Annotated in this window: 19 protein-coding genes and 1 tRNA gene; 12 read left to right on the top strand and 8 right to left on the bottom strand. The window is 65.1% G+C overall.

Features of this window, described 5'->3' with window-relative positions; genetic code table 11:
• Window positions 1-34 precede the first annotated feature (34 nt).
• On the top strand, window positions 35-205 hold the full coding sequence (locus AC07UK_RS02420; protein ID WP_010809510.1) for a hypothetical protein: 171 nt from the start codon (window positions 35-37) through the stop codon (window positions 203-205).
• A 39-nt stretch (window positions 206-244) separates the two neighbouring features.
• Here the strand turns inward: AC07UK_RS02420 and AC07UK_RS02425 are convergent, their stop codons facing one another.
• The 4 genes from AC07UK_RS02425 to dusA form a co-directional block, all read right to left on the bottom strand.
• On the bottom strand, window positions 245-589 hold the full coding sequence (locus AC07UK_RS02425) for a hypothetical protein (RefSeq protein WP_436222048.1): 345 nt from the start codon (window positions 587-589) through the stop codon (window positions 245-247).
• Between the two features lie 91 nt (window positions 590-680).
• Window positions 681-756 (bottom strand) — tRNA-His (locus AC07UK_RS02430).
• Window positions 757-862: 106 nt separating this feature from the next.
• Complete coding sequence (locus AC07UK_RS02435; RefSeq protein ID WP_414437055.1) at window positions 863-1,141, bottom strand: hypothetical protein; 279 nt, start codon at window positions 1,139-1,141, stop codon at window positions 863-865.
• Window positions 1,142-2,149: 1,008 nt separating this feature from the next.
• The gene (gene dusA / locus AC07UK_RS02440; protein ID WP_436222049.1) at window positions 2,150-3,214 is read right to left on the bottom strand and encodes a tRNA dihydrouridine(20/20a) synthase DusA; all 1,065 of its coding nucleotides are present in this window, start codon (window positions 3,212-3,214) and stop codon (window positions 2,150-2,152) included.
• Between the two features lie 658 nt (window positions 3,215-3,872).
• Between dusA and AC07UK_RS02445 the strand changes: the two genes are divergently transcribed.
• From AC07UK_RS02445 to AC07UK_RS02455, 3 genes are all read left to right on the top strand, one after another.
• Window positions 3,873-4,166: a hypothetical protein gene (locus AC07UK_RS02445; RefSeq protein WP_436222050.1), complete on the top strand. Its 294-nt coding sequence runs from the start codon at window positions 3,873-3,875 to the stop codon at window positions 4,164-4,166.
• A gap of 1,488 nt (window positions 4,167-5,654) precedes the next feature.
• Window positions 5,655-6,215 (top strand): hypothetical protein, encoded by a 561-nt coding sequence (locus tag AC07UK_RS02450; RefSeq protein WP_436222051.1) that lies wholly within the window; start codon window positions 5,655-5,657, stop codon window positions 6,213-6,215.
• 27 nt (window positions 6,216-6,242) lie between these two features.
• Window positions 6,243-6,578, top strand: a complete 336-nt coding sequence (locus AC07UK_RS02455; RefSeq protein WP_494685305.1) for a hypothetical protein — start codon at window positions 6,243-6,245, stop codon at window positions 6,576-6,578.
• Between the two features lie 115 nt (window positions 6,579-6,693).
• Here AC07UK_RS02455 and AC07UK_RS02460 read toward each other — a convergent pair whose 3' ends face one another.
• The 3 genes from AC07UK_RS02460 to AC07UK_RS02470 all read right to left on the bottom strand — a co-directional run bounded on the left by AC07UK_RS02460 (window position 6,694) and on the right by AC07UK_RS02470 (window position 10,148).
• The gene (locus AC07UK_RS02460; RefSeq protein WP_436222053.1) at window positions 6,694-7,254 is read right to left on the bottom strand and encodes an NADPH-dependent FMN reductase; all 561 of its coding nucleotides are present in this window, start codon (window positions 7,252-7,254) and stop codon (window positions 6,694-6,696) included.
• Window positions 7,255-7,383: 129 nt separating this feature from the next.
• Entirely contained in the window at window positions 7,384-8,472 is a 1,089-nt protein-coding gene (locus tag AC07UK_RS02465; RefSeq protein ID WP_494685304.1) for an enoyl-CoA hydratase/isomerase family protein, read from the bottom strand.
• A 110-nt stretch (window positions 8,473-8,582) separates the two neighbouring features.
• Window positions 8,583-10,148, bottom strand: coding sequence for a methyl-accepting chemotaxis protein (locus AC07UK_RS02470; RefSeq protein ID WP_436222055.1), 1,566 nt, complete (start codon window positions 10,146-10,148; stop codon window positions 8,583-8,585).
• Window positions 10,149-10,385: 237 nt separating this feature from the next.
• Here AC07UK_RS02470 and AC07UK_RS02475 point away from each other — a divergent pair, with 237 nt between their 5' ends.
• Window positions 10,386-11,249 (top strand): sterol desaturase family protein, encoded by an 864-nt coding sequence (locus AC07UK_RS02475; protein WP_494685303.1) that lies wholly within the window; start codon window positions 10,386-10,388, stop codon window positions 11,247-11,249.
• Between the two features lie 196 nt (window positions 11,250-11,445).
• Window positions 11,446-14,250, top strand: coding sequence for an autotransporter family protein (locus AC07UK_RS02480; protein WP_494685302.1), 2,805 nt, complete (start codon window positions 11,446-11,448; stop codon window positions 14,248-14,250).
• Window positions 14,251-14,325: 75 nt separating this feature from the next.
• Here the strand turns inward: AC07UK_RS02480 and typA are convergent, their stop codons facing one another.
• Window positions 14,326-16,146 (bottom strand): translational GTPase TypA, encoded by a 1,821-nt coding sequence (typA, locus tag AC07UK_RS02485; RefSeq protein WP_114135804.1) that lies wholly within the window; start codon window positions 16,144-16,146, stop codon window positions 14,326-14,328.
• 188 nt (window positions 16,147-16,334) lie between these two features.
• On the opposite strand from typA, the gene AC07UK_RS02490 reads away from it, so the two are divergent.
• From AC07UK_RS02490 to pepE, 6 genes are all read left to right on the top strand, one after another.
• Entirely contained in the window at window positions 16,335-16,823 is a 489-nt protein-coding gene (locus tag AC07UK_RS02490) for a MarR family winged helix-turn-helix transcriptional regulator (RefSeq protein ID WP_436222059.1), read from the top strand.
• A 107-nt stretch (window positions 16,824-16,930) separates the two neighbouring features.
• The gene (locus tag AC07UK_RS02495) at window positions 16,931-18,475 is read left to right on the top strand and encodes an efflux transporter outer membrane subunit (protein ID WP_436222060.1); all 1,545 of its coding nucleotides are present in this window, start codon (window positions 16,931-16,933) and stop codon (window positions 18,473-18,475) included.
• Between the two features lie 44 nt (window positions 18,476-18,519).
• On the top strand, window positions 18,520-19,776 hold the full coding sequence (locus AC07UK_RS02500) for an HlyD family secretion protein (protein WP_494685301.1): 1,257 nt from the start codon (window positions 18,520-18,522) through the stop codon (window positions 19,774-19,776).
• A 2-nt stretch (window positions 19,777-19,778) separates the two neighbouring features.
• The gene (locus AC07UK_RS02505) at window positions 19,779-21,392 is read left to right on the top strand and encodes a DHA2 family efflux MFS transporter permease subunit (protein ID WP_436222062.1); all 1,614 of its coding nucleotides are present in this window, start codon (window positions 19,779-19,781) and stop codon (window positions 21,390-21,392) included.
• A 196-nt stretch (window positions 21,393-21,588) separates the two neighbouring features.
• A complete protein-coding gene (locus tag AC07UK_RS02510) occupies window positions 21,589-22,371 on the top strand; it encodes an IclR family transcriptional regulator (protein WP_436222063.1) in 783 nt (260 codons plus the stop codon).
• 18 nt (window positions 22,372-22,389) lie between these two features.
• Window positions 22,390-23,094: a dipeptidase PepE gene (gene pepE / locus AC07UK_RS02515; protein WP_436222064.1), complete on the top strand. Its 705-nt coding sequence runs from the start codon at window positions 22,390-22,392 to the stop codon at window positions 23,092-23,094.
• Window positions 23,095-23,096 lie beyond the last annotated feature (2 nt).

The raw sequence follows: 23,096 nt of genomic DNA on the forward strand, positions 1-23,096 counted from the left end.
TGTTGACCCCGCTTTGCCCAAAAGAGGTGCCACCATGCCGCAAATCCACCAAGTCGCCGCCCGCCGCCCGGTCAAGCCCGTGCCGTTCCGCCAGAGCAAGGGCGTACGCGTCTACCAGGGTACGCAGCGCCGCACCATGGTCGGCAGCATGGCGGCGATCTGCCGCATGCTTGAACTCGAAACCGCCGAAAAGCTGGCTGCCTGAACCCTGCGAACGCAGCCCGCGTAGCCGTGGGCCCCGCCCTCAGCTACGCGCGCACGCCTTGGTTTCGGCTTCCAGCTCCTGCGGCGTCAGCTGCGGAAACCACGTATCGCTCTTGCGCAGTTCCAGCGCCGTACCATCCGGCTTCGCCGTCAGCGAAATCAGATAGGCGTATCGGTATTCACCGCCAGACGTGGTCTGGCCGATGCGGATCTCAGTCTGGTTCTTCGCCGGATAGTTGATGACCGCGGCGTCATCGCCCAGATTGTTGCGCAGGCATTTCGCAACATCGCCCATCATTGCTGGCGTGAACAAGCGCATGGGCGCACGCGCGCGAATGTCCTTTTCAGACGTACCGGTGGCACACCCTGCCACCATGGCTGCCATCGCTACGCCAATCACTGCCGCTCGAACAGACATACCATCCCCGGGGAATGCAAAACGGCGCCCTCGCGAGGCGCCGTTCTGGAAAATGCTTTGGGGTGGCTGATGGGACTCGAACCCACGACGACAGGAATCACAATCCTGGACTCTACCAACTGAGCTACAGCCACCGTAGAGGTCATCAGCGCGTTACGTTGCTGATCGACGAAAACCAAGATTATACAAACAGTTTTCCGGGATGGCTAGTATCCGGCACAATTTTTTTTAGATAAAAGCTCAGGTTCGGGACGGGCTCCACTTTGCCTCAAGCAGCACTGCCTGCTTGATGGCCTCGACGGTCTCGGCTTCGGTATCGAACTGCCCCAACAGGCGGCGCGACTTGCCGTTCAGCACGGCTTCCTGCAGCGCCTTGCCTGCGGCTTCTGAAGTGCCGGGGTGCCAGCAGTAGCGTGCCGTCCATTTGCCGTCCTGCAGTTGCTCGGCAACCCAGACCACCCTGAAGTCTTCATAGACAACACCGAACGGCGCTTCGTTTTCCACGTTTGCCCTTTCCACGCTGTTCCCCTGCCGGCATCGGTCCGCATGCAATGCCTTGTCTCGCCCGGGTCAATGCGAGGGATCGTATCACGGCCGCCGACCAGGGCGCCCGGCCCGGCTGGCACCTTCGCGCATGCTGTCGATCGCTCGCGGAAATATGCTGTGCACAGCCCCTACCTCTGCAGGGTTCATGCCGCAAATGCGCGAAGCGATACTTGTGCCTGAGGGACATTGACCCCCCTCGACCTTCCCGTCAGGCGGCCCGCCCCATCGGGCCGCCTGCCTCTTTTTGGCCACCCTGCCCGCTCATTGCCGTGGCACCAGCACCTGGCGATGGAACCTCACGAGCGCATGCGAGCCCAATCGACGTCATCGACAAAATCGACACGTCAACGAACGCAGGGAACGGGAATGCAAATCAAGTGTAGATGGCCTGCGCGAATTCTTGCGCTGACAGTATTGGCGGCCTTGCTCGGCGGATGTGCTGGCGGCGGGGTCGACGGCAGGGAATCCAGCATCACGACATACGGCACGCTGGACGTAGACATCAGCCATACGCGCTAGCCTGCCAGCGTGACCGATGGAACTCTTTACGAGGGCGACCGTCTAATCCTCTCGTCTGGCGCATGCAAAGCGAGCGCGCAAAAAAAGAGTCCGCAGCGCGGACTCTTAAATTTAGCGATCTCAAATGCCCTGAAGGCGGTTGCACTGTAACTGTCATCCCGGCAATGCACCATACGGGTAAACGAAGAGCAACAAGCTTGGCGTAGCAGCAAAAAAACGCCGACAAAAAAAGCCCGCCGAAGCGGGCTAACAATCAGTTGAAGAAAGCCCTGTATTCGAGGGCAGGCACAGTGTATGGAAGTGCCCTGCCTCAGCGAATTAGGGGAATCCCTTTCCTGGCGCCGGTTTCCGGGCGATCAGGCATTGCAAGTGCGGCGCGCGGTACCCCCGCGCAGCCATGCACATTTTCACGATTTTGAGTTAGAGCGCGGCCTCGGCAGTGCGCGCACGGCCTACGCTCGCTTACGCGGCCAGTGGCTCTTGTGCCTGCGGCCGCAAGTGTGCGCGCGCCTCTTCGAACAATGCATCCACATCGGCACGCGTGCGTGCCGCATTCATGCTCTTGGCATCCGACAGCACGCGGCGCCAGCCGCGCCCGCCCGCAATGCCACGATGCAGGCCGAGCATGTGGCGCGTGACCGCACCCATATACCCACCCCTCTCCACCAGGTCGCCGATATAGCGCTGCATCGCCAGCTCGACGTCGAGCCGCGACGGCGTCGGCGCACTTGCATCGCCATAGAAGCGCGCATCCATTTCGGCCAATACATAGGGCTGATGATATGCCTCGCGACCGATCATCACGCCATCGACGTGCTCGAGGTGAGCAGCCATCTCGTCATAGCTGACGATGCCGCCGTTGATCAGGATCTCCAGGCCCGGAAACTCCTGCTTCAGCTGGTACGCCACCTCATAGCGCAGCGGCGGAATCTCGCGGTTTTCTTTCGGGCTCAGGCCCTTCAGGATCGCATTGCGCGCGTGGACGATAAACGTGCCGCAACCCGCCTCGGCCACCCGGCCGACGAAATCACGAACGAAATCGTAGTGCTCGATCTTGTCGATGCCGATGCGATGCTTGACGGTGACCGGGATGTCCACCGCTTCGCGCATCGCCTTGATGCAGTCGGCCACCAGTTGCGGCTCTGCCATCAGGCAGGCGCCGAAGGCCCCGCGCTGCACGCGCTCGGACGGGCAGCCGCAGTTCAGGTTGACTTCCGCATAGCCCCATTGCTGGCCCAGCTTGGCCGCCATGGCAAGGTCGGCCGGCTCGCTACCGCCCAACTGCAGCGCGACCGGGTGTTCGGCCGCATCGAAATCCAGATGGCGCGGGACGTCGCCATGCAGCAGCGCGCCGGTGGTCACCATCTCGGTGTACAGCCAGGTGTGGCGGCTGAGCTGGCGGTGGAACATGCGGCAATGGCGGTCAGTCCAGTCCATCATCGGTGCCACAGATATTCTGCGAGCCCTTATATTTCCTTGTTTCCCGCCTGTAGCCTCAGTTTCCGGGGTGCCGTGAGTGCGTTCCATTTCCTGCCGATTCCGCCTATTTCGTCCTATTTTCCGCCCCAAGCGCTACGATCTAGCACCATCTCGACTCTTGTCGCACCGAGAATATGGAGACGATCACGCAGCGCGTGCGAAAGGACGGAAGTATAGGGTACACCGCGCAGGTTCGCCTGGAGCCAAGGCAGCGCCGTCGTGTTCAACATGGCGCACCTGAGCTCGGTCTTCTCTATCGACCAGCCGGCATGGGGTACCCGGTCAACGAGCAAGCCATGGCGGATGCATGCAAGTTGCTCGGCAAGCTTGGAGGCATCAGCCGGTCGAAGCGACAATAGGCCATGCAGGGGTTGCCACCCTGAAGAAAATGACCGATGGCGATTCCGGTCCGCGCTATACTGTATATCCATACAGTATCCATCCACGCCCCCGCCATGTCGCCCGAACCTGCAAACTGCCCCATCTGCGGCGCTGCCGCTGAGCGCACTCGCGCCCCATCTCATGGCTACCTCTATCATTGTCCGAGCTGTGGCGCCTTTCTCATCACCAACGGCGCACTGGTCCGCAGGAAAGACATTCCGAGTTCCGCCCGGGAAAATGTCCGGCTGTTGCGGGCTTATGGCCACCAGCCGCAGATCGAGGTTTCTCGGGACGGCGTGCGCGTCGTCCCCGGCCGGGGCTGAGCATGGGCAACAGCAAACGCGCGGCAGGCTGCCATCTTCCGGCCACAACCCCCGGGCCGTTCCCCGCTCCCGGCGCAAACGGCATCCTCGGTCGAGTTCAGGGGCACTACATCGCCGCTGGCCTGCAGACGCTGCCTCGTGCCACGCACGACGGGCCCAGCCACCATGAGGTCCTGGTCGAGGCTGGGCACCTCGGCACCGTCCGACTTTTCATCGAGAAGAAGCTGGCCCGCCACAACCGACACAGCCACTACTACTGGTCGGCCTATCGGGCTGAGCCGGCTGAACAGCAATAGCACGGCCAGGAGGTAGTTGGGCTCAGCCCATCAGGCTTACTCGTTCATCCGACCGAGCTCAGGATGCCTGACGGCCGACCGCGATCACGCTCGGGCTTCCTTTTGTGTCCTCGATACGTGGAAGGATGCCCGAAGCAATGCTCTGCCTAACCGCGGCTTTCAGCTCGGCAACATCCCAACGCCCCTGTTCGATGGCGCCCAGCGCATCGCCAGCGACTGCGAATCGCCCGCCACAGGCAGCGCAACGGTAAATGCGGCTGCCATGCAGGGGAGCTTGTCGGTCGAGCCAGCGTCGCGCCAACGCGGTGCATAGCAAGCAAGGTACGGCTTCGGTTGTACTCACAGTCTAACCTTGGTCGATTGCCCAACCCGCCTGAATGCCGGCCCAGCGTGTTGCAGCCGATTTTCGGCTAGGGCGCGCATTATGGAATGCATGCCTCATCGCCCTACTCGGGCGGCCAGCGCAAAAAATGCGAAGACTGCCGGCATGCACTTGGCCAGTACCCCAAAGGCGATCAACGCCCTAAATAATGGCACCCGCAGCAGCCATGGGACCCATAGCTCAGGGGTCAGCATTAGGGACAGCAAGACATAAGTGGTCAATCCTGAGGCATAAGGGCGCATGACCGTGTCCTCGTAGTCGCAGTAGCGTCGACCTAAGTTTCAATTAAGAAACATCCCTTTGGAGGGTAGAACTGTTCGCAAGACAACAGAACCAACCGGCGCAGCCGGGGGGGCAGCGCCCCCCCTAATTCGAGGGATGTCCAGAACGAGGGATAGTGTCATGCTGACGGAAGCGCGCGACTGCGACTCACGCGCTTCCACTTTCCGCCCTCGCCAACCCTGGCCGAGGGCTTTTCTTAACGGCGCCTGATACCCGCGCCCGTTCGCCGCGCGGAGACTGGCCGCATCCCACCCGATGGGGCTGATGCCGGAAACCCCACAGCGCTACCGATCCTTCTATTTTTTGGGGCTGGCGGCTCACCGAATCACTATGCCGTCGCAGGAGACAGGGCATGGGCCGGCAGACACTCGCGCCGACGCTGGGGCTGAAGGGGTGGTTGGAAAGCGCACCGGCTCGGTGTACCGGTCCGGCGAACGGCCGCGGGATTGGATGAAGATTAGGCAGCCGGGGGCGGCGCCGCCGGAGAGATTCAAGCGGTAGAACTTGCCTATCATGCCACGCGGTATCCGTAGTGACCGCCTGGACCAAGAATCTCACGGTTTGCCTGTGCGGTACCACACGCAGGATTCAGGCTGGGCTACATCAGCACGGCTTCCGACATCACAAGAAATGGAAGACGTACAGCACAAATAACATACATATTCGGAATGCGCTGATTGATTCCCGAACGCTTCTGCGCCCAAATGGAAGGTGCGTGCACGCCTCCAACAGGGGCCGCCCCCGCACCCGCCCGCTCGCCCGCTCGCCCGCTCGCCCGCTCGCCCGCCCGCCCGCCCGCAATACGCTATGAGGTGCTTAATCAGATGAGCCTCCTTGAATCCGAAATCCGGGATAACAGCATCCTACGCAGAGATCTTGAAGAGCTAGTAAGAGAACGCTTTGGCTACACGCTCAACCGCCCGGATTCGCCGCACGAGATTGTCAAGCTTTTGAGGCTTGATGAATTGGAGCGCGAAATTCACTGGCGCAAGGCCAAGCTCCTTTTCGACGGCAAGTCGCTGCAGTGGATAGAGAGCGGCGCAATGCGGATGCGTTGGCCGGCCGTCTCAGGGCGGACCGGATACCAGACCAAGGAACATCAGAGCGCCAAGGACGCGGGCCCCATACCGGAAGGCCTGTACACCGCGCGGCAGGATGATTTTCAGCGCTGGGAAGACACGAGCATCTTCAACAGAGCTGCCTGCATTCTCAGGCTCATCAACATCAAGGCCGGGCGATGGCCAGGCTGTACGACCGCCTGGGGAACCCGGCGCATTGGGTTGCAGCCACGCCTGGGAACAAACGTGTTTGGCCGAAGCATTTCACGATCCACGGCGGAAGCCACCCTGGCTCTGCAGGTTGCATCGACCTCACCAGTTCAATGAATTCCTTTGCCAAGGAGTTTTTGTACTATGCCAAAGACATGGAACTGGAAGTTCGCTATTAAGGCTGTCGGTTCCAGCATCCTCTGTCTCGTCGCCATGCTGATGTTGGTAGAGATATGGGGAGCATGGACAGCCCCCGAGGAGTATCCGTTCGGCGGCCAAGGACCATCTACGGCGATGTGGGCATATCAATCACAGGCGAACTACCTGCTGTCGTGCTTCGGATTCCTGCTCGGTTGCTCCCTTGCAATTTGGGCATTGCTGGCGATGAACCGCAGCATTTGGCTGCGCTGGCTGGCCGGGATGCCGGTGCTTCTCCTCTGGGTATGGATGGCACTCGACGGCTCTCGACTCGACCTCTGACCGGTCGCTGACAGGAGCCGGGGCGGATGCGCGCGCCTTCGTAACCTGGCATGCCCACCCCGACCGGAGTTACGGGCTACCGTGTCGAGGTACGCAGCGCCCCGCCCTGGCAGTATCAGCGCGGCGCAGTCCGCTCGATCCAGCCTGCAAACGTCGTCAGGAATTTGCCGAGAAAGCCCTTGGTCGATTCATTGGCGATACCGCCCTGCTCATCTAACAGCTTGTCGACGCCGCTGATATATGCCTCAGGCTGCTGCAGCATCGGGACATTGAGGAACACCATCGACTGGCGCAGGTGCTGGTTGGCACCGAAGCCACCGACGGCGCCGGGCGAAGCGCTGATGACGGCGCCAGGCTTGCCGTCCCAGACGCTGCTGCCATAGGGCCGCGAGCCCACGTCGATGGCGTTCTTCAGCGGCGCGGGCACGGAGCGGTTGTATTCCGGGGTCACGAACAACACGGCGTCCGCGCGGCGGACGCGGTCGCGGAACGTGGTCCAGGCCTGGGTAGGTTTGTCGTCCAGGTCCTGGTTGTACAACTGCAGCTCGCCGATCTCGACAATCTCCAGCCTGAGCTGCGGCGGCGCCAGCGCGATCAGCGCCTTGGCCAGCTTACGGTTGTATGACTCCTTGCGCAGGCTTCCCACCAGTACGACGACATCACGAGGATTGCTCATTGCGGCTCCTTTGACTGTGCAGATGGAATGACGCGGACGGCGCACTCGGTCAGGGTTGGCCTGGCCCTGTGCGCCGGTCCAGCCGCCACTCTACCCGAGTCAGCGCCGGCGTGTCCTGCGCAGGAATCGTCAGGCAGCGATGCCCAGCGACGCCAGTGGATGCTCCTCGGCGCGCCACGGGCTGTCGAAGAACGACAGCACCTTCTCTCGGCTGACATCATCAAGCCGGGCGTGTTGCCAGCGCGGCTTGTGATCCTTGTCGACGGCGAGCGCGCGGATACCCTCGACACCATCGCCCTTGCGGAACACGTAGTACATCATGTCCAGTTCCATGCGCAGCTCGTCTTCGAGCGACATGCTGCGCGCACGGCGGATCTGCTCCAGCGTCACGCACAGCATCAGCGGCGAGCGGCTGCGCAGCATGGCGGCGGTCTGCGCGGCCCAGCCACCCGGGGCGTCGCTGACGGCGGCAAGGATGTCCGGCATGGTGTTGCCCGCGAACAGGCTGTCGATCTGCGCCGACAACCCGCCCAGCGTGCTTTGCGCCGGCACGCAGTCATCGCGGTGCGCAGCGGTAAAGCCTTCGATGTGCGCCAGCACGGCGTCGCCGCTGGCAAACTGCTGCGTGCGCAGCGAATCGACCAGTTCGGCCAGCCGGTTGCCCGGCAGATAGGCGTCGGCCAGCCCGGCGTAGAGCGCGTCGGCGGCATGGATCAAGGTGCCGGTCAGCCCCAGGTACTCGCCGATGCGGCCCGGTGTGCGCGCCAGGAACCAGCCGCCGCCCACATCCGGGAACAGGCCGATATTGGTTTCCGGCATCGCCATCTTGGTGCGATCGGTGACCAGGCGCAGCCGCGCCCCTTGCGAGATACCCATGCCGCCGCCCATCACCACGCCGTCCATCAGTGCGATATAGGGCTTGGCGTAGCGGTGGATCAGGAAATTCAGCGCGTATTCCTCGACAAAGAACTGGTCGAGCAGCGGATCGCCTTCGTGCACAGCCTTGTGGAAATAGCGGATATCTCCACCGGCGCAGAAGGCCTTGCCGCCGGCACCGGCGACCACCACCGCCACCACCTCGGGCGCGGCGGCCCAGGTCTGCAGCGCCTGGGTGATGGCGCGGATCATGTCGAGCGACAGGGCGTTGAGCGCCTGCGGGCGGTTCAGCGTCAGGTATCCGATGCCACCGCGGACCTCTGTCGTGACGAATTCAGTCATGTCGTACTCCTCCAATGCAACTCGCGATTTTACGCCAGTCGCATCGGCAAGCGCACCCCAGTGGGCAGCTTGCGGCGCATGCGCCGGCATTGCGCATGCGCCCTGCACCGTCAGGCCAGCCGGAACGTCGCCACCAGCGAGGTCAGGCGCTGCGCCTGGTCTTCAAGCGATGCCGCCGCCGCTGCCGCTTGCTCCACCAGCGCCGCATTCTGCTGCGTCATGCTGTCCATCTGCGACACCGCCACGTTGACCTGCTCGATGCCATTGGACTGCTCGTCCGAGGCCGCGCTGATATCGCCGATGATGGCGCTGACACGCTGCACCGCATCGACGATGTCCTGCATCGCCCGGCCGGCGTCATCGACCAGCCCCGAGCCTTCACGCACATTGGCCACCGAGGCGCCGATCAGCGCGCGGATCTCCTTCGATGCGCCGGCGCAGCGCTGCGCCAGGTCGCGCACATCGCCGGCCACCACGGCAAACCCGCGGCCGTGCTCACCGGCACGCGCGGCTTCCACGGCCGCGTTCAGCGCCAGGATATTGGTCTGGAACGCAACCTTCTCGATCACATCGATGATGTCGACGATCTTGCCCGAGCTGGCATCGATCGATTGCATGGTGTTGACCACGCGCAGCACGGCCTCGCTGCCGCGCTCGGCCAGGGTCGCGGCATCCGTTGCCAGCCCGCGAGCCTCGCGCGCGCTGTCGGCGTTCTGGCGCACGGTACTGGTCAGTTCCTCCATGCTCGAGGCGGTCTCTTCCAGCGAGGCCGCCTGCTGCTCGGTACGCTGCGACAGGTCGGCGTTGCCGCTGGCGATCTGCTTGCTGGCCGAAGCGATCGAGTCCGCGCCGCCGCGCACGTCGCCCACCATGGCCACCAGGCTGGCCTGCATCCGGCCCAGCATGCCGAGCATGCGCGCGGTCTCGTTGCGCGCTGACTCATCAGCCAGCACCTCGCCGCCGGAAGCGTCGACGCTGAGGTCGCCACCCGCGATCTTCTCGAAACGCCCGATCGCCGTATCCAGCGGCTGGACGATCGAACGGCGCAGGCGCCATGCCACCACGGTGCTGAAGGCCAGGCCCACGGCCAGCACGCATGCCGACAGCGTGAACAGCTTGCGGTAGCGTTGCTGCGACGCCTCGTAGACCTGCTTCGCGCTGGCCACCTGCAGCTTGTTAAGTTCGGTATTGACGGCGGTGAAGGCGATGTCGAGCCGCGGGATGGTTTCGAGCACGGCCTTCATCACGCCATCGCGGTCGCCGGCATGCAGCGCGGCGATCATTGGCGCGACGCCCTGCTTGAAGAGCGCATCGCGCTTGGCGGTGACATCCTCCACCGCCCTGGCTTCGTCAGCCGAGCGCGGCAAGACGAGATAGGCCTGCCAGGCTTTCTCCGAATCGCGCGCGAAGCCTTCCGCGGTCGCGGCGCGCGCCTTGGCATCGGTGGGGTCCGTGGCGAAGGTCGCCTGGTCCAGCAGGACGCGCACCAGCAACTGGTTCGAGCGCGCTTCGGCCAGGTTGACCGCGGCCGACAGCTGCTGCCCATAGATCTGGTGCGTCGCCTCGTTGCTGCGCGACATGCCGAGCCAACCCACTGCACCGACAATCAACAACAACAAGTTCGTGACGATAGTGAGGAACCACAATCTGGCTCCGATGGTAGTGTTCTTGAACATGAAGGCTCCGGGGGAAGAGGAATCGGGGAAATCGGGAGCGCGGGCCGCGCCGCCGCCCTGTTCAACTACGGCGCGCTGGCTGCGTCCTTTACCGGTATTGACCGACTTCACACGCGGGACAGAATTGCGTGGCAGTACAGCAATCCACCAGGTGACGGATGCGCCGCGAAAACTCCGCAGGCGCCGTTTGGAGGAACCCCTCGTGGCAATTCCATGCGGAATATGCAAACTGGCGGAATGAACACTGAATCGCTCGATCCCGGACTCGTGCTGCTGGCCTTTGCGCCAGTGTTCCTGCTGACCATTGGCGCCGAGGCCTGGTACTGGGCCCGCCGCGACCCGACCGTCTACAGCCTGCGCGACACCGTATCCAACGCGGCACTGGCGCTGATGCACCAGGCGTCGGATGCGTTCTTCCTCTGGCTGATGATCCGCACGCTCTACACGTGGTGCTACCAGCACGGCCTGCGCGCCATGCCGGAGACCGTGTGGTCATTCGCGCTGTTATTGCTGCTGCAGGACTTTCTCTATTACTGGTTCCACCGCGCCAGCCACCGCGTGCGCTGGCTGTGGGCTTCGCACGTGACGCACCATTCGTCGGAAGGCATGAATTTCTCGACAGCGTTCCGGCAGAGCCTGACCTATCCGCTCTCAGGCATGTGGCTGTTCTGGATTCCGCTGGCGTGGATCGGCTTCACGCCGGACTGGGTGATCCTGGCAGTAGGTGTGAACCTGGCCTTCCAGTTCTTCGTGCATACGCGGCTGGGGCAACGCTGGCCGCTGATCGAGTCGCTATTGAATACGCCATCGGTACATCGCGTCCACCATGCGAAGAACCCGCAGTACATCGACCGCAACTACGCCGGTGTGCTGACGATCTGGGACCGCCTGTTCGGCTCCTTCGTCCCCGAGCATGAGGCACCGGTGTTTGGCATCACCCGCCAGGTGCGCACGCATAACCCGCTGACGCTGACCTTCCATGAATGGCGCGACATGTTCGCCGATGCCTGGCGCGACCGCGACCTGCGCTACCTGTGGAAGCCGCCCGAGTGGCGCAGCCCGCGCGCACCGGCGCTCGAGGTCGCGCCTGGCGCGCAATAGCCATCGCCTTCACAAGTTTCCGAAGGAACCAGACTGTTGATTTCTGCGCAGAAAATACGAAATTGACCGGCCGCCGGCACCGGCATTTACTTCCATCCGGTGCCCATGCCGATGCAGCGCGTTGCTGCGCATCGTAGCGATCCTCGACAGGGGCAGGCAAAGCACCCGATGTGGAGATCGCGGCAATGGCGTGCGCATGGTCGAGATTCACCGCCGTAACGATGGGCCCGCCATCTCAGGCGATAACATCGCACAGATCGACCTGCGGCAGCCTGCGTCGTTCAGCACCTATACCGTCACCGGAGACCCGGCCTCCACGGATGTGACATTTATCGGCAGCGCCTTCATTGCGGATACCGATGCGGTCACCGACGGCGGTTCCGCCAGGTCCTATGTGTTCCGTAATCGCGGCACGATCCGCACCAGTGGCACCAAGTCGGCGGGGGTCTTGCTCGGCTCCGCCGACGCGGGCAGCACCGTGGTCAATACCGGACTGGTCGAAAGCGACAGCACTGGCGATGGCATCCGTATCCGCGGCATGGCGGGCGTGGTGCGAAATCAGGGCGGCGCCATCCACGGCGGCACCACCGGCGTGCTGCTGGAGCGCGGCGGCACGGTGACCAACCTGGCCGGCTCGGTGATTGGCGCCAGCAGCGGGCACGGCATCAGCGTCGTGAACGATGGTGGCAGCGTCGCCAATGCAGGTGCGATCTCGGGAGGACTGATCGGCGTTCTGCTGGACAGCGGCGGCAACGTGGCCAATGGCTCGACGGACGGCGGCACGACCATCGCCACCGGTGTGGAGATCATCGGCGGCACGTACGGGCTGTGGATCGGCGGCAGCGGCGGCAACGTGGTCAACTATGCCGGCAGCACGATAAGGGGTAACGGCAATGCAGGCGTCCTGATGGCCGGCGCGTCCGGCACGGTCGACAACCGTGGCACCGTCGACGGCCTGGAAGACGGCATCCTGCTGGAAAGCGGCGGCACGGTCATCAACCGCGGCATCGTGCGTGGCGGCACCACTGCCGGCATAGCGCTGGCCAACGGCGGCACGCTGGAACACCTGGGCGGCCAGATCGTGGCGCAGGCCGGCAGTGGCGTGCAGGCCAGCGGTGGCGCCATCATCAACAGCCACGCCACGATCGAGGGCACACCCAATGCGGTGCAGTTCCTGGCGGGCAACAATACGCTGGCATTGCACGCCGGCTCCGTCACCGTCGGCGCGTTGCGCATGGGCTCCGGCGCCGACCGCGTGACCGTGTTCGCCGATGCGGATATCAGCCGGGTGCCGCTGTATGAAGGCGGCACCGGCGGCAGCACGCTGGCCTTCGACGGCTATCGCGGCAGCGTGCCGGGCAGCATCGATCCCTGGACCGTGGTCGCTGTCACCGGCGGCGCGGATGTCACGTTCACCAGCGTCACACGGTATGAGGCCGGCCTGTTCCGGATCGACAGCGGCGCAACGCTGCGCTTCAGCGGCGATGGCGGAACGCTGATCGGGGATGCAAGCAACCAGGGCACGCTCAGCTTTGCCAATGGCGCCGGCGCCGGTGTCTATCGGGTGACGGGCACGCTGGCAAATGGCGGGCTGGTCGACCTGGCCTCGGCGTCGGGCGGCGCCGGCCAGCTACTGTTCGCCAGCCATTACGCCGGCAGCGGCGGCACGCTGCGCCTGAAGACCGTCCTTGCCGGCGACGGCGCCGCATCGGACCGGCTCGTCATCGATGGCGGCACGGCGACCGGCACCACCGGCCTGCGCATCGTCAATGCCGGCGGCGCGGGCGCGCTGACCACGGCCAACGGCATACTGGTGGTCGATCCTGTCAACGCCGGCACCACCACGCCCGCCGCGTTCGCGCTGGACGGCCGCGCCGTGGCCGGCGCTTACGAGTACCGCCTGTTCCGCGGCAGCACGGACGGCAGCAATCCGCAGGCCTGGTACCTGCGTTCGGCAAAGCCGCCGCAGCCGGCGCCACCGGGTCCCGGCCCCACGCCCGCGCCACCCGAACCGCCTGCACCACCGCGGCCCCAATACCGCCCTGAAGTTGCCGCCTACCTCGCCAACCAGCGGCTGGTCGGGCAGATGTTCGTGCATAGCCTGCATGACCGCCTCGGCGAGCCGCAATACGCCGAAGGCATGGATGCCCGCAGCGGCCCTGACAGCGCCCCCGGCAGCATCCGTTCGGGCTGGCTGCGCGCGCTCGGCAATTGGGAAGGCAGCCGCAGCCGCGACGGCAATTTCAAGGTCGGCACTGCAGCATTCCTGCTGCAGGGCGGCGTGGAGCTGGCGCGCTGGCGCATGGCCACCGGCTCCGATCGCCTGCACGTGGGCGCAATGGGCAGCTACGGCAACGCCGGCAGTGATGCCCGCGCCGACGGCAATCCGGCGCGCGCCAAGGGCAGCGTGCAGGGTTGGAGCATCGGCGCCTACGGTACCTGGTACCAGAACGACGAGCGCAAGCTCGGCGCTTATGTCGACACATGGCTGCAGTACGGCTGGTTCGACAACAAGGTGGAAGGCGACCGCCTGCCGACGGTCGGCTATGGCGCCAACGGCTGGGCCATCTCCGGCGAGACCGGCTATGCGTTCCCCTTGCGCGGCGGATGGGTGGCGGAGCCGCAGGCCCAGATCGTCTACGTGAAGTACGGCGCCGATGACGTCACCGAGCCCAACGGCACGCGCATCACCGGCGCCGACTCCAGCGGCGTGGTCACGCGCGTGGGTGCGCGCCTGCACCGCACTTTCCTGCGTGTCGACGGCCGCAAGATACAGCCATACGCGACGCTGAACTGGTGGCACGCCGACATCGACAGCAATATCTCGTTCAACCGCTTGCCGCTCGGCAGCCTGTACCCGTCCAACCGCTATGAGCTCAAGCTCGGCATCAACGCCGACATCGGCAAGCGCTGGAGCGGCTGGGCCAATGTGGCCGGCGCGTGGGGGGCACAAAGTTTCTATCAGTACGCGCTGCGTGCCGGGGTGAAGTACGCATGGTAAGCAGCTGCCTCATTGCCCCGCCGCCAACAAAAAACCGCGCTCACGGGCGCGGTTTTTTGTTGGCACAGCCAGCGCTTATGCGCCTTCGCGGGAAGCGCGCTTGCGCTCGTGCTCCTTCAGGTGGCGCTTGCGCAGGCGGATGCTCTTGGGCGTGAGCTCGACCAGTTCGTCGTCGGCGATGAATTCCACCGCGTATTCGAGCGACATCTGGATCGGCGGCACCAGGCGCACGGCTTCATCGGTACCCGAAGCGCGCACGTTGGTCAGCTGCTTGCCCTTGATCGGGTTGACCACCAGGTCGTTGTCGCGGCTGTGGATGCCGATGATCATGCCTTCGTACAGCGCATCGCCCGGCTTGACGAACATGCGGCCGCGGTCCTGCAGCTTCCACAGTGCGTAGGCCACTGCGTCGCCGTCGTCCTGCGAGATCAGCACGCCGTTGTGGCGCTCGCCCAGGCCGCCTTCGCGCACCGGCGCGTAGTCGTCGAAGATATGGCTGATCAGGCCGGTGCCGCGCGTCAGCGTCAGGAACTCGCCCTGGAAGCCGATCAGGCCACGGGCCGGAATGCGGTATTCCAGGCGGGTACGGCCTTTGCCGTCAGAGGCCATGTCGAGCAGTTCGCCCTTGCGGCGGCCCAGCTCTTCCATCACGCCACCCTGGTGGCTGTCTTCGACGTCCACGGTCAGCAGTTCATACGGCTCGTTCTTGACGCCGTCGATTTCCTTGAACACCACGCGCGGACGCGACACGGCCAGCTCGTAGCCTTCGCGGCGCATGTTTTCCAGCAGGATGGTCAGGTGCAGTTCGCCGCGGCCCGACACTTCGAAGATGGTGTCGTCGCCGGTATCGGCCACGCGCAGCGCCACGTTGGACTTCAGTTCGCGGTCCAGGCGCTCGCGCAGCTGGCGGCTGGTCACGAACTTGCCCTCACGGCCGGCCAGCGGCGAGGTGTTGACGCAGAAGTTCATGGTCAGCGTCGGCTCGTCCACCTTCAGCATCGGCAGCGCGTCCTGGGCGTCCGGCGCGCACACGGTGCAGCCGATACCCAGTTCTTCGATGCCGTTGATCAGCACGATGTCGCCGGCTTCGGCCTCGGACACGATCTCGCGCTCCAGGCCCTGGAACTTCAGCACCTGGTTGATGCGGCCCTTGATCGGGTTGCCTTCCGGGCCGAACTTGACCACCACGTCCTGCAGCGGACGGGCGCGGCCACGCGAGATGCGGCCCACGCCGATCTTGCCGACGTAGCTGGAGTAGTCCAGCGAGATGATCTGCAGCTGCAGGGGGCCGTCCCGATCGTCGTCACGCACCGGCACCTTGTCCAGCACGGTTTCGAACAGCGGCTTCATGTCGCCGCCGCGCACGTCTTCGGTCAGGCCGGCAAAGCCGTTCAGGCCCGAGGCGTAGATCACCGGGAAGTCGAGCTGCTCGTCGGAGGCGCCCAGCTTGTCGAACAGGTCGAAGGTCTGGTTGATCACCCACTCCGGACGCGCGCCCGGGCGGTCGATCTTGTTGACCACCACGATCGGCTTCAGGCCCAGCGCCAGCGCCTTGCGCGTGACGAAACGGGTCTGGGGCATCGGGCCTTCGACTGCGTCGACCAGCAGCAGCACGCCGTCGACCATCGACAGCACGCGCTCCACTTCACCGCCGAAGTCGGCGTGGCCCGGGGTGTCGACGATATTGATATGGGTGCCGTTGTATTCGACGGCACAGTTCTTCGCGAGAATCGTGATCCCGCGTTCCTTTTCCAGGTCGTTCGAGTCCATCACCCGTTCGGCGACTTGCTGGTTGTCGCGGAAGGTGCCTGCCTGGCGCAGGAGCTGGTCGACCAGGGTGGTCTTGCCATGATCGACGTGGGCGATGATGGCGATATTTCGGATGGCGCGGGTCATTGCTGCGTCTCGCTTTGGAGAATCTGAAGTAACCCAATATTCTAGCATGTTGCAGCGCAAGACGCGTTGATCGGAACCGCCACTTACCGAATGAATATCATTGCGAAAAGTGGAATAAACAATTTCCGTTCTTGCGCATCATTAAACGTGAACATATATTTGTCACAGCAAAGATTGCAAAGGCAAAGATGTCACGGCTCCCTTCCTCCGATCAGCCAGCCGAATCCACGGCCGGCCCGTTCGATCCCATCCAGTACCAGATGTGCGACAGCGTCGGCTACCTCATGCAACGCGCCAAGAACATGCTGGCGCATGGGGTCGAGCAGGAAGTGAGCAGTCTGGACATCACGCAGGCCCAAGCCAGTTGCCTGATGATGCTGGCCACCGGCCGCGCCGCGACCGTTACTGACCTGGGCCGCGAACTGAATACCGACATGGGCTCGGTCACGCGCCTGCTCAGCCGCATGGAAAAGCGCGGGCTGATCGAACGCCGGCGCCGCGACGCCGACCGCCGCGTGGTCGACCTGTCGGTCACGCCACAGGGCCAGGAACTGGTGGAACGGCTGCCCGCCATCTTCTGCAAGGTACTTGCCCACCACTTCCGCGGTTTTTCCGAGGATGAGATCCAACTGCTGCGCGGCATGCTGCGGCGGATCATCGATAACAACAGCGGGTAGCGGGCTGTACGCCGGCCTCCGGCACACCAGATCGTCCGGTCAGTCCGATCAACCGGACACCGTATCAGCCCGTAGAAACCGTAAGGCTCCGGCAACGGAGCAACACCATGAAACAAGCTCTCTCCCCCCAATCCCCCCAGCGCGCCACCCCACGCACGCTGGCGCGCCGTGCCAGCGCGCTTGCGCTGACTGCCATGGCCGCGGCGGTGCTGGCCGGTTGCGCGGCACTCGGCAATTCGCACAGCACCCAGACCGTGGCCGACCCTGCCACGATGGCCACCTCGCAGACCCTGCCCGACGAACACGGCCAATGGCCGTCGCAGGACTGGGTCGCGCAGTTCAAGGACCCCCAGCTGAGCGCCCTGGTCGATGAGGCGGTCAAGGACAACCCGAGCCTGCAGGCCGCGTTCGCCCGCGTGGAAGCTTCGCGCGCCATGGCCGATGCCACCCGCAGCGCGCTCTATCCGCACCTGGAGTTCGAAGGCAGCCTGATCCGCCAGCGCTTCTCCGAGAAGGACCTGTTCGAGGGCACGCCGCTGGCGGGATCGTGGCAGAACCAGTCGCGCCTGCAGGTGGGCCTGTCCTATGACTTCGATTTCTGGGGCAAGAACCGCGATGCGCTGGAAGCCGCGCTCTCCGACGACCGCGCCGCCGAGGCGGAAAGCCAGGCCTCGCGCCTGATTCTGGCCACCTCGATCGCCCGCAACTACGCCCGCCTGGCGGCGCTGTACGCCCAGCGCGACGTGGCCGAGCGCGCCATCGCCCAGCGCGGCGACCTGACCGAGCTGTCACGCCAGCGCCTGGCCGCCGGGCTCGACACCCAGGTCGAGACCACGCAGGCACGCGGCACGGTGGCTGCTTCGCGCACCGACCTGCAGCGCGTGGACGAGGAAATCGCCCTGGCGCGCAACCAGCTTGCAGCGCTGCTGGGCAAGGGCCCGGACCGGGGGCTGCAGATCCAGCCCCCGGTGCTGCTGGCGCAGGCCACGCCGACGCTGCCCGACAACCTGACCATCGGCCTGCTGGGCCGCCGGCCGGACCTGGTGGCGGCACGCTGGCGCGTGGAGGCGGCGTCCAAGGACATCAATGTCGCCAAGAAAGAGTTCCTGCCTGACGTCAGCCTGACCGCCTTTGCCGGGCTGGCCGCGCTGGATCCGTCCAACCTGCTGATGAGCGTCAGCCGCACCTTCGGCATCGGCCCGACCATCCGCCTGCCGATCTTCGAAGGCGGCAAGCTGCGCGCCAACCTGAAGGGCAAGTACGCCGGCTACGACATCGCCGTGGCCAACTACAACCAGGCCCTGGTCGATGCGCTGCGCGAGACCGCCGACACCATGACCAGCATCCGCAGCGTCGACAAGCAGATCCAGACCCAGCGCGAAGCCCTGGACCTGGCCGAGCACGCCTATGCACTGTCCACCACCCGCTACAAGGCCGGCCTGGGCACGCAGCTGACCGTGCTGAACGCCGAAAGCAATGTGCTGCAGCAGCGCCGCCTGGCGACCGACCTGCAGGCACGGCGGCTGGACCTGCAGATGGGCCTGATGAAGGCGCTCGGCGGCGGCTACCAGGAGCCTGCGGAAGGCCACGAGAGCGCCGGCCACGACCCGGCGCAGCAACAGCACAACACCCAGGCGGGCGCCCGCGGCTGATCCGCGCACCCGGTGATCGAACACAAGATTATTCAGAAGACATCATGAGCAACAACCAGCAAGCGGCCGGCCCCAACACCCCCCAGCACCCTGCCCAGCAAGCGCCGGCCACCACCAGCAACAACGGCAAGCGCAAGCGCATGCTGCTGTCGCTGACTGCGGCAATCGTGGTCGCCGGCATCGGCTATGGCGTTTACTGGGGCATGTACGCCCGCCACTTTGAAAACACCGACGACGCCTATGTCGCCGGCAACGTGGTCCAGGTCACGCCGCTGGTGGGCGGCACCGTGGTGTCGATCGCCGCCGACGACACGCAACTGGTCACCGCCGGCCAGCCGCTGATCCAGCTTGACCGCGCCGATTCGCAAGTGGCGATGGAACAGGCCGAAGCCCAGCTGGCCCAGGCCGTGCGCGAAGTGCGCACGCTGTACGTCAACAACGGCTCGCTCGCCGCCAACGTGGCGCTGCGCGAAGCCGACGTGGCCAAGGCCCGCGACGACCTGCGCCGCCGCCAGGCCATCGCCGGCTCGGGCGCGGTCTCGAATGAAGAGATCTCGCACGCGCAGTCCGCGCTCAAGGGTGCGGAGTCGGCGCTGCTGGCCGCGCGCGAGCAGCTGGCGTCGAACAAGGTGCTGACCGACCAGACCACGGTGGAGAAGCACCCCAACGTGCAGCGCGCCGCCGCCAACCTGCGCTCGGCCTACCTGTCGTTCGCGCGCTCGGCCATGCCGGCGCCGGTGACCGGCTATGTTGCCAAGCGCTCGGTGCAGGTCGGCCAGCGCGTGGCCGCCGGCGCGCCGCTGATGGCGGTGGTGCCGCTGGATCAGGTCTGGATCGACGCCAACTTCAAGGAAGTGCAGATCACGCATATGCGCATCGGCCAGCCCGTAACGCTGGAAGCCGACGTGTACGGCTCCAAGGTGGAATACCAGGGCAAGGTCGCCGGCTTCTCGGCCGGCACCGGCTCGGCCTTCTCGCTGCTGCCGGCGCAGAACGCCACCGGCAACTGGATCAAGGTGGTGCAGCGCCTGCCGGTGCGCATCGCGCTTGACCCGCAGCAGCTCAAGGACCACCCGCTGCGCGTGGGCCTGTCGATGACCGTCAAGGTCGACGTGCGCCGCGAGGAAGGCGCCGCCATGGCCGCCGCCGCGCCGGCCAAGCCGATGCAGACCGATGTCTATGAAAAGGTAGCGCAGGACGCCGACCAGCTGATCGCGCGCATCATCGCCGCCAACAACGGCGGCCGCAGCACCGGCCTGCCCTCGGCCAGCGCCGCCAACGCCAAGCCCGCCAACACCTGATCATGGCCAACTCCCCCACCGCCGCGCAGTCCGGCGGCAGCCAGGCGCCGGCGCGGCCGGTCCCGCCGCTGGCGTCGCAGCAGCCGCGGCCGCTGACCGGCGGCAAGCTGGTGGTCGGCACCATCGCGCTGTCACTGGCCACGTTCATGAACGTGCTGGACTCGTCGATCGCCAACGTGTCGATCCCGGCAATTTCAGGCGACCTGGGCGTCGCGCCCAACCAGGGCACATGGGTCATCACCTCGTTCGCGGTGGCCAATGCGATCTCGGTGCCGCTGACCGGCTGGCTGACCACGCGCTTCGGCGCGGTGCGGCTGTTCATCACCTCGATCCTGCTGTTCGTGCTGGCATCGTGGCTGTGCGGCGTCGCGCCCAACCTCGAGACGCTGCTGGCCGCGCGGGTCCTGCAGGGTGCGGTGGCCGGGCCGATGATCCCGCTGTCGCAGTCGCTGCTGCTGTCGAGCTATCCGCCGCAGAAGAGCACCATGGCGCTGGCACTGTGGGGCATGACCACGCTGGTGGCGCCCATCATGGGCCCGCTGCTGGGCGGCTGGATCTCCGACAACATGACCTGGCCGTGGATCTTCTACATCAACGTGCCGGTGGGCATCATCACGGCCTATGTCACCTGGGCCATCTACAAGGACCGCGAGACCCCGACCAAGGTACTGCCGATCGACCGCATCGGCCTGGCGCTGCTGGTGATCTGGGTCGGCTCGATGCAGCTGATGCTCGACAAGGGCAAGGAGCTGGACTGGTTCCACTCGACCGAGATCGTGGTGCTGACGCTGGTGGCAATTGTCGGCTTCCTCTTCTTCCTGGCATGGGAAACTTATGAGAAGCACCCCGTCGTCGACATCAGCCTGTTCAAGGGCCGCAACTTCAGCTCCGGCGTGGTGGCGATCTCGGTGGCGTACGGGCTGTTCTTCGGCAACCTGGTGATCCTGCCGCTGTGGCTGCAGACCATCGTCGGCTATACCGCGACGGATGCGGGCATCGTGATGGCGCCGGTCGGTATCTTCGCGATCCTGCTGTCGCCGGTGATCGGGCGCAACCTGCCTAAGATGGACGCGCGCTGGGTCGCCACCGCGGCCTTCATCACCTTCGGCATCGTCAGCCTGATGCGCTCGGGCTTCACCACGCAGGTGGATACCTGGACGCTGATGGTGCCTACGCTGATCCAGGGTGCGGCCATGGCGATGTTCTTCATCCCGCTGACGTCGATCATCCTGTCGGGCCAGCCGCCCGAGAAGATCCCGGCGGCCTCGGGCTTGTCGAACTTCGTGCGGATCACCTTCGGCGGCATCGGCGCCTCGATCTCGACCACCGTGTGGGAAAACCGCTCGGCCCTGCACCACGCGCAGCTGGTGGAACAGGTCAACCCGTACAACCCGGCCTACCACGACCAGCTCAGCCACCTGATGCAGATGGGCATGAGCCAGGCCCAGGCAATGGGCGTGATCGAGCGCAACATCTCCCAGCAGGCGGCCATGCTCGGCGCCAACGATATCTTCTGGATCTCGGGGATGCTGTTCTTCGTGCTGATCGGCTTTGTCTGGCTGACGCGGCCGGCCAAGGGCGGCGGCGGGTCGGCGGATGCGATGGCGGCGCACTGACCCAACCTCTCCGGTTTTCAAGACTTGGCCCCTGATCGGGGCCATTTTTTTTGCTTCGCCGCCGGGTTGCTGCGCCGGGAATGTCCCCCTTGTATTCCTGTCTTCGTGCTTCTATTATTTGCAAACCGAATTTCGGAACCTAAGTTCCGAAAAACGGAACCAAACAGTAAAAAGATACGGAGCGTGGAGTGGCGGAGTGAGCATTCTTGAAGGCGTGGAAAGCGTGCTGGACTTGTTCGGGCATCACCGGCACGAGATCACTTTCAACGATGTCCTGGACGAACTGGGCCTTGCCAAGAGTTCGGCCTCGCGCCTGCTCGCCCAGATGGTGCGCTATCGCCTGCTGGAACTGCAGCCGTCCACGCGGCGCTACCGCCCTGGCGCGCTGCTGATCCGCGCAGCGCAGGCCGCTGCACAGGCGCATCCCTTCGACGAGCAATGCCGCGAGATCCTGGCCACGCTGTCCGATGCCACCGGCTTCACCGCCTATCTGTCGATGCTGGACGGCACCGACACCGTCGTGCTGCAACGCCTGAACGGCAGCAACCCGGTGCAGGTGCTGTCGCCGCCCGGCGCACGCCGGCCGGCATTCACCACGGCGATGGGCCGGGTGCTGCTGTCGCGCCTGCCCGAGCCTGAATTCAGCGCGCGCTACGGCGCAGCCGGCACCCGCAAGCTGCCGGATGCACCCGCCGGCTGTCCTGCCACGGTTGCCGAGCTGCGCGAACGCGTGGCAACGGCCCGCGCCGAGCACAGCGCCATCGCCGTGAATGAAGGCATGCCGGGCATCGGCGCCGTGGCCACCACGCTGGCAGACCCGCTCTCAGGCGACGTGCGCGGACTGTGCCTGTCTTTCACCGCGATGCAGGTCAGCCAGGCCCAGGCCCAGGCGCTGCGCGCGACGCTGGTGCAGGCCGTGGCACCCGTGGGACAGCGCATCGGCGACCCACTGTGGCTCGACGCCGCCCCACTTATCTAGACTTTGCCGCAACGACCCATGGAACTCCTGTTACTCAGCAACTCCAGCAGCGACGCCGGTTACCTGGTCCACGCCCAGTCGGCGATCCGCGACCTGGCCGCCGGCCGCAAGACTGCCTGCTTTATCCCGTTCGCCGGCGTCACGCGCGACTGGGACACCTACGAGACGCTGGTCCGCGACGCCTTCGCGCCGGTCGGCATCGCGGTGCAATCACTGCACCGTCTGGCCGAGCCGGCGGCAGCCGTGCGCGCCATCGAGGCGGCCGAACTGATCGTCGTTGGCGGCGGCAACACGTTCCGCTTGCTGCAATGCCTGCGCGAGCGCGACTTGCTGGCGGCGATCTCGGTGCGGGTGCGATCCGGTGCGGCGCGCTATATCGGCTGGAGCGCCGGCGCCAACCTTGCCTGCCCGACCATCCGCACCACCAACGACATGCCGGTGGCTGATCCAGGCGGCCTGGACGCCCTGGCGCTAATCCCCTTCCAGATCAACCCGCACTACTTCAACCTGGTCGTGCCCGGCTTCCGCGGCGAAACGCGCGACCAGCGCCTGGCCGAATTCACCGTGCTGCAGCCCGACATGCCGGTGCTGGGCCTGCCCGAAGGCAACTGGGTACGGGTCTCGGACGATCGCCTCGAAATGGGCGGTGCCCATGCCGCGCGATGGTTCAGGGGCGCGGACATTGCCGATGTGCAGCCCGGCGCGCTGTCGCTGCCGCGCTGAAT

The sequence above is a fragment of the Cupriavidus sp. GW821-FHT07C08 genome (assembly GCF_059419025.1).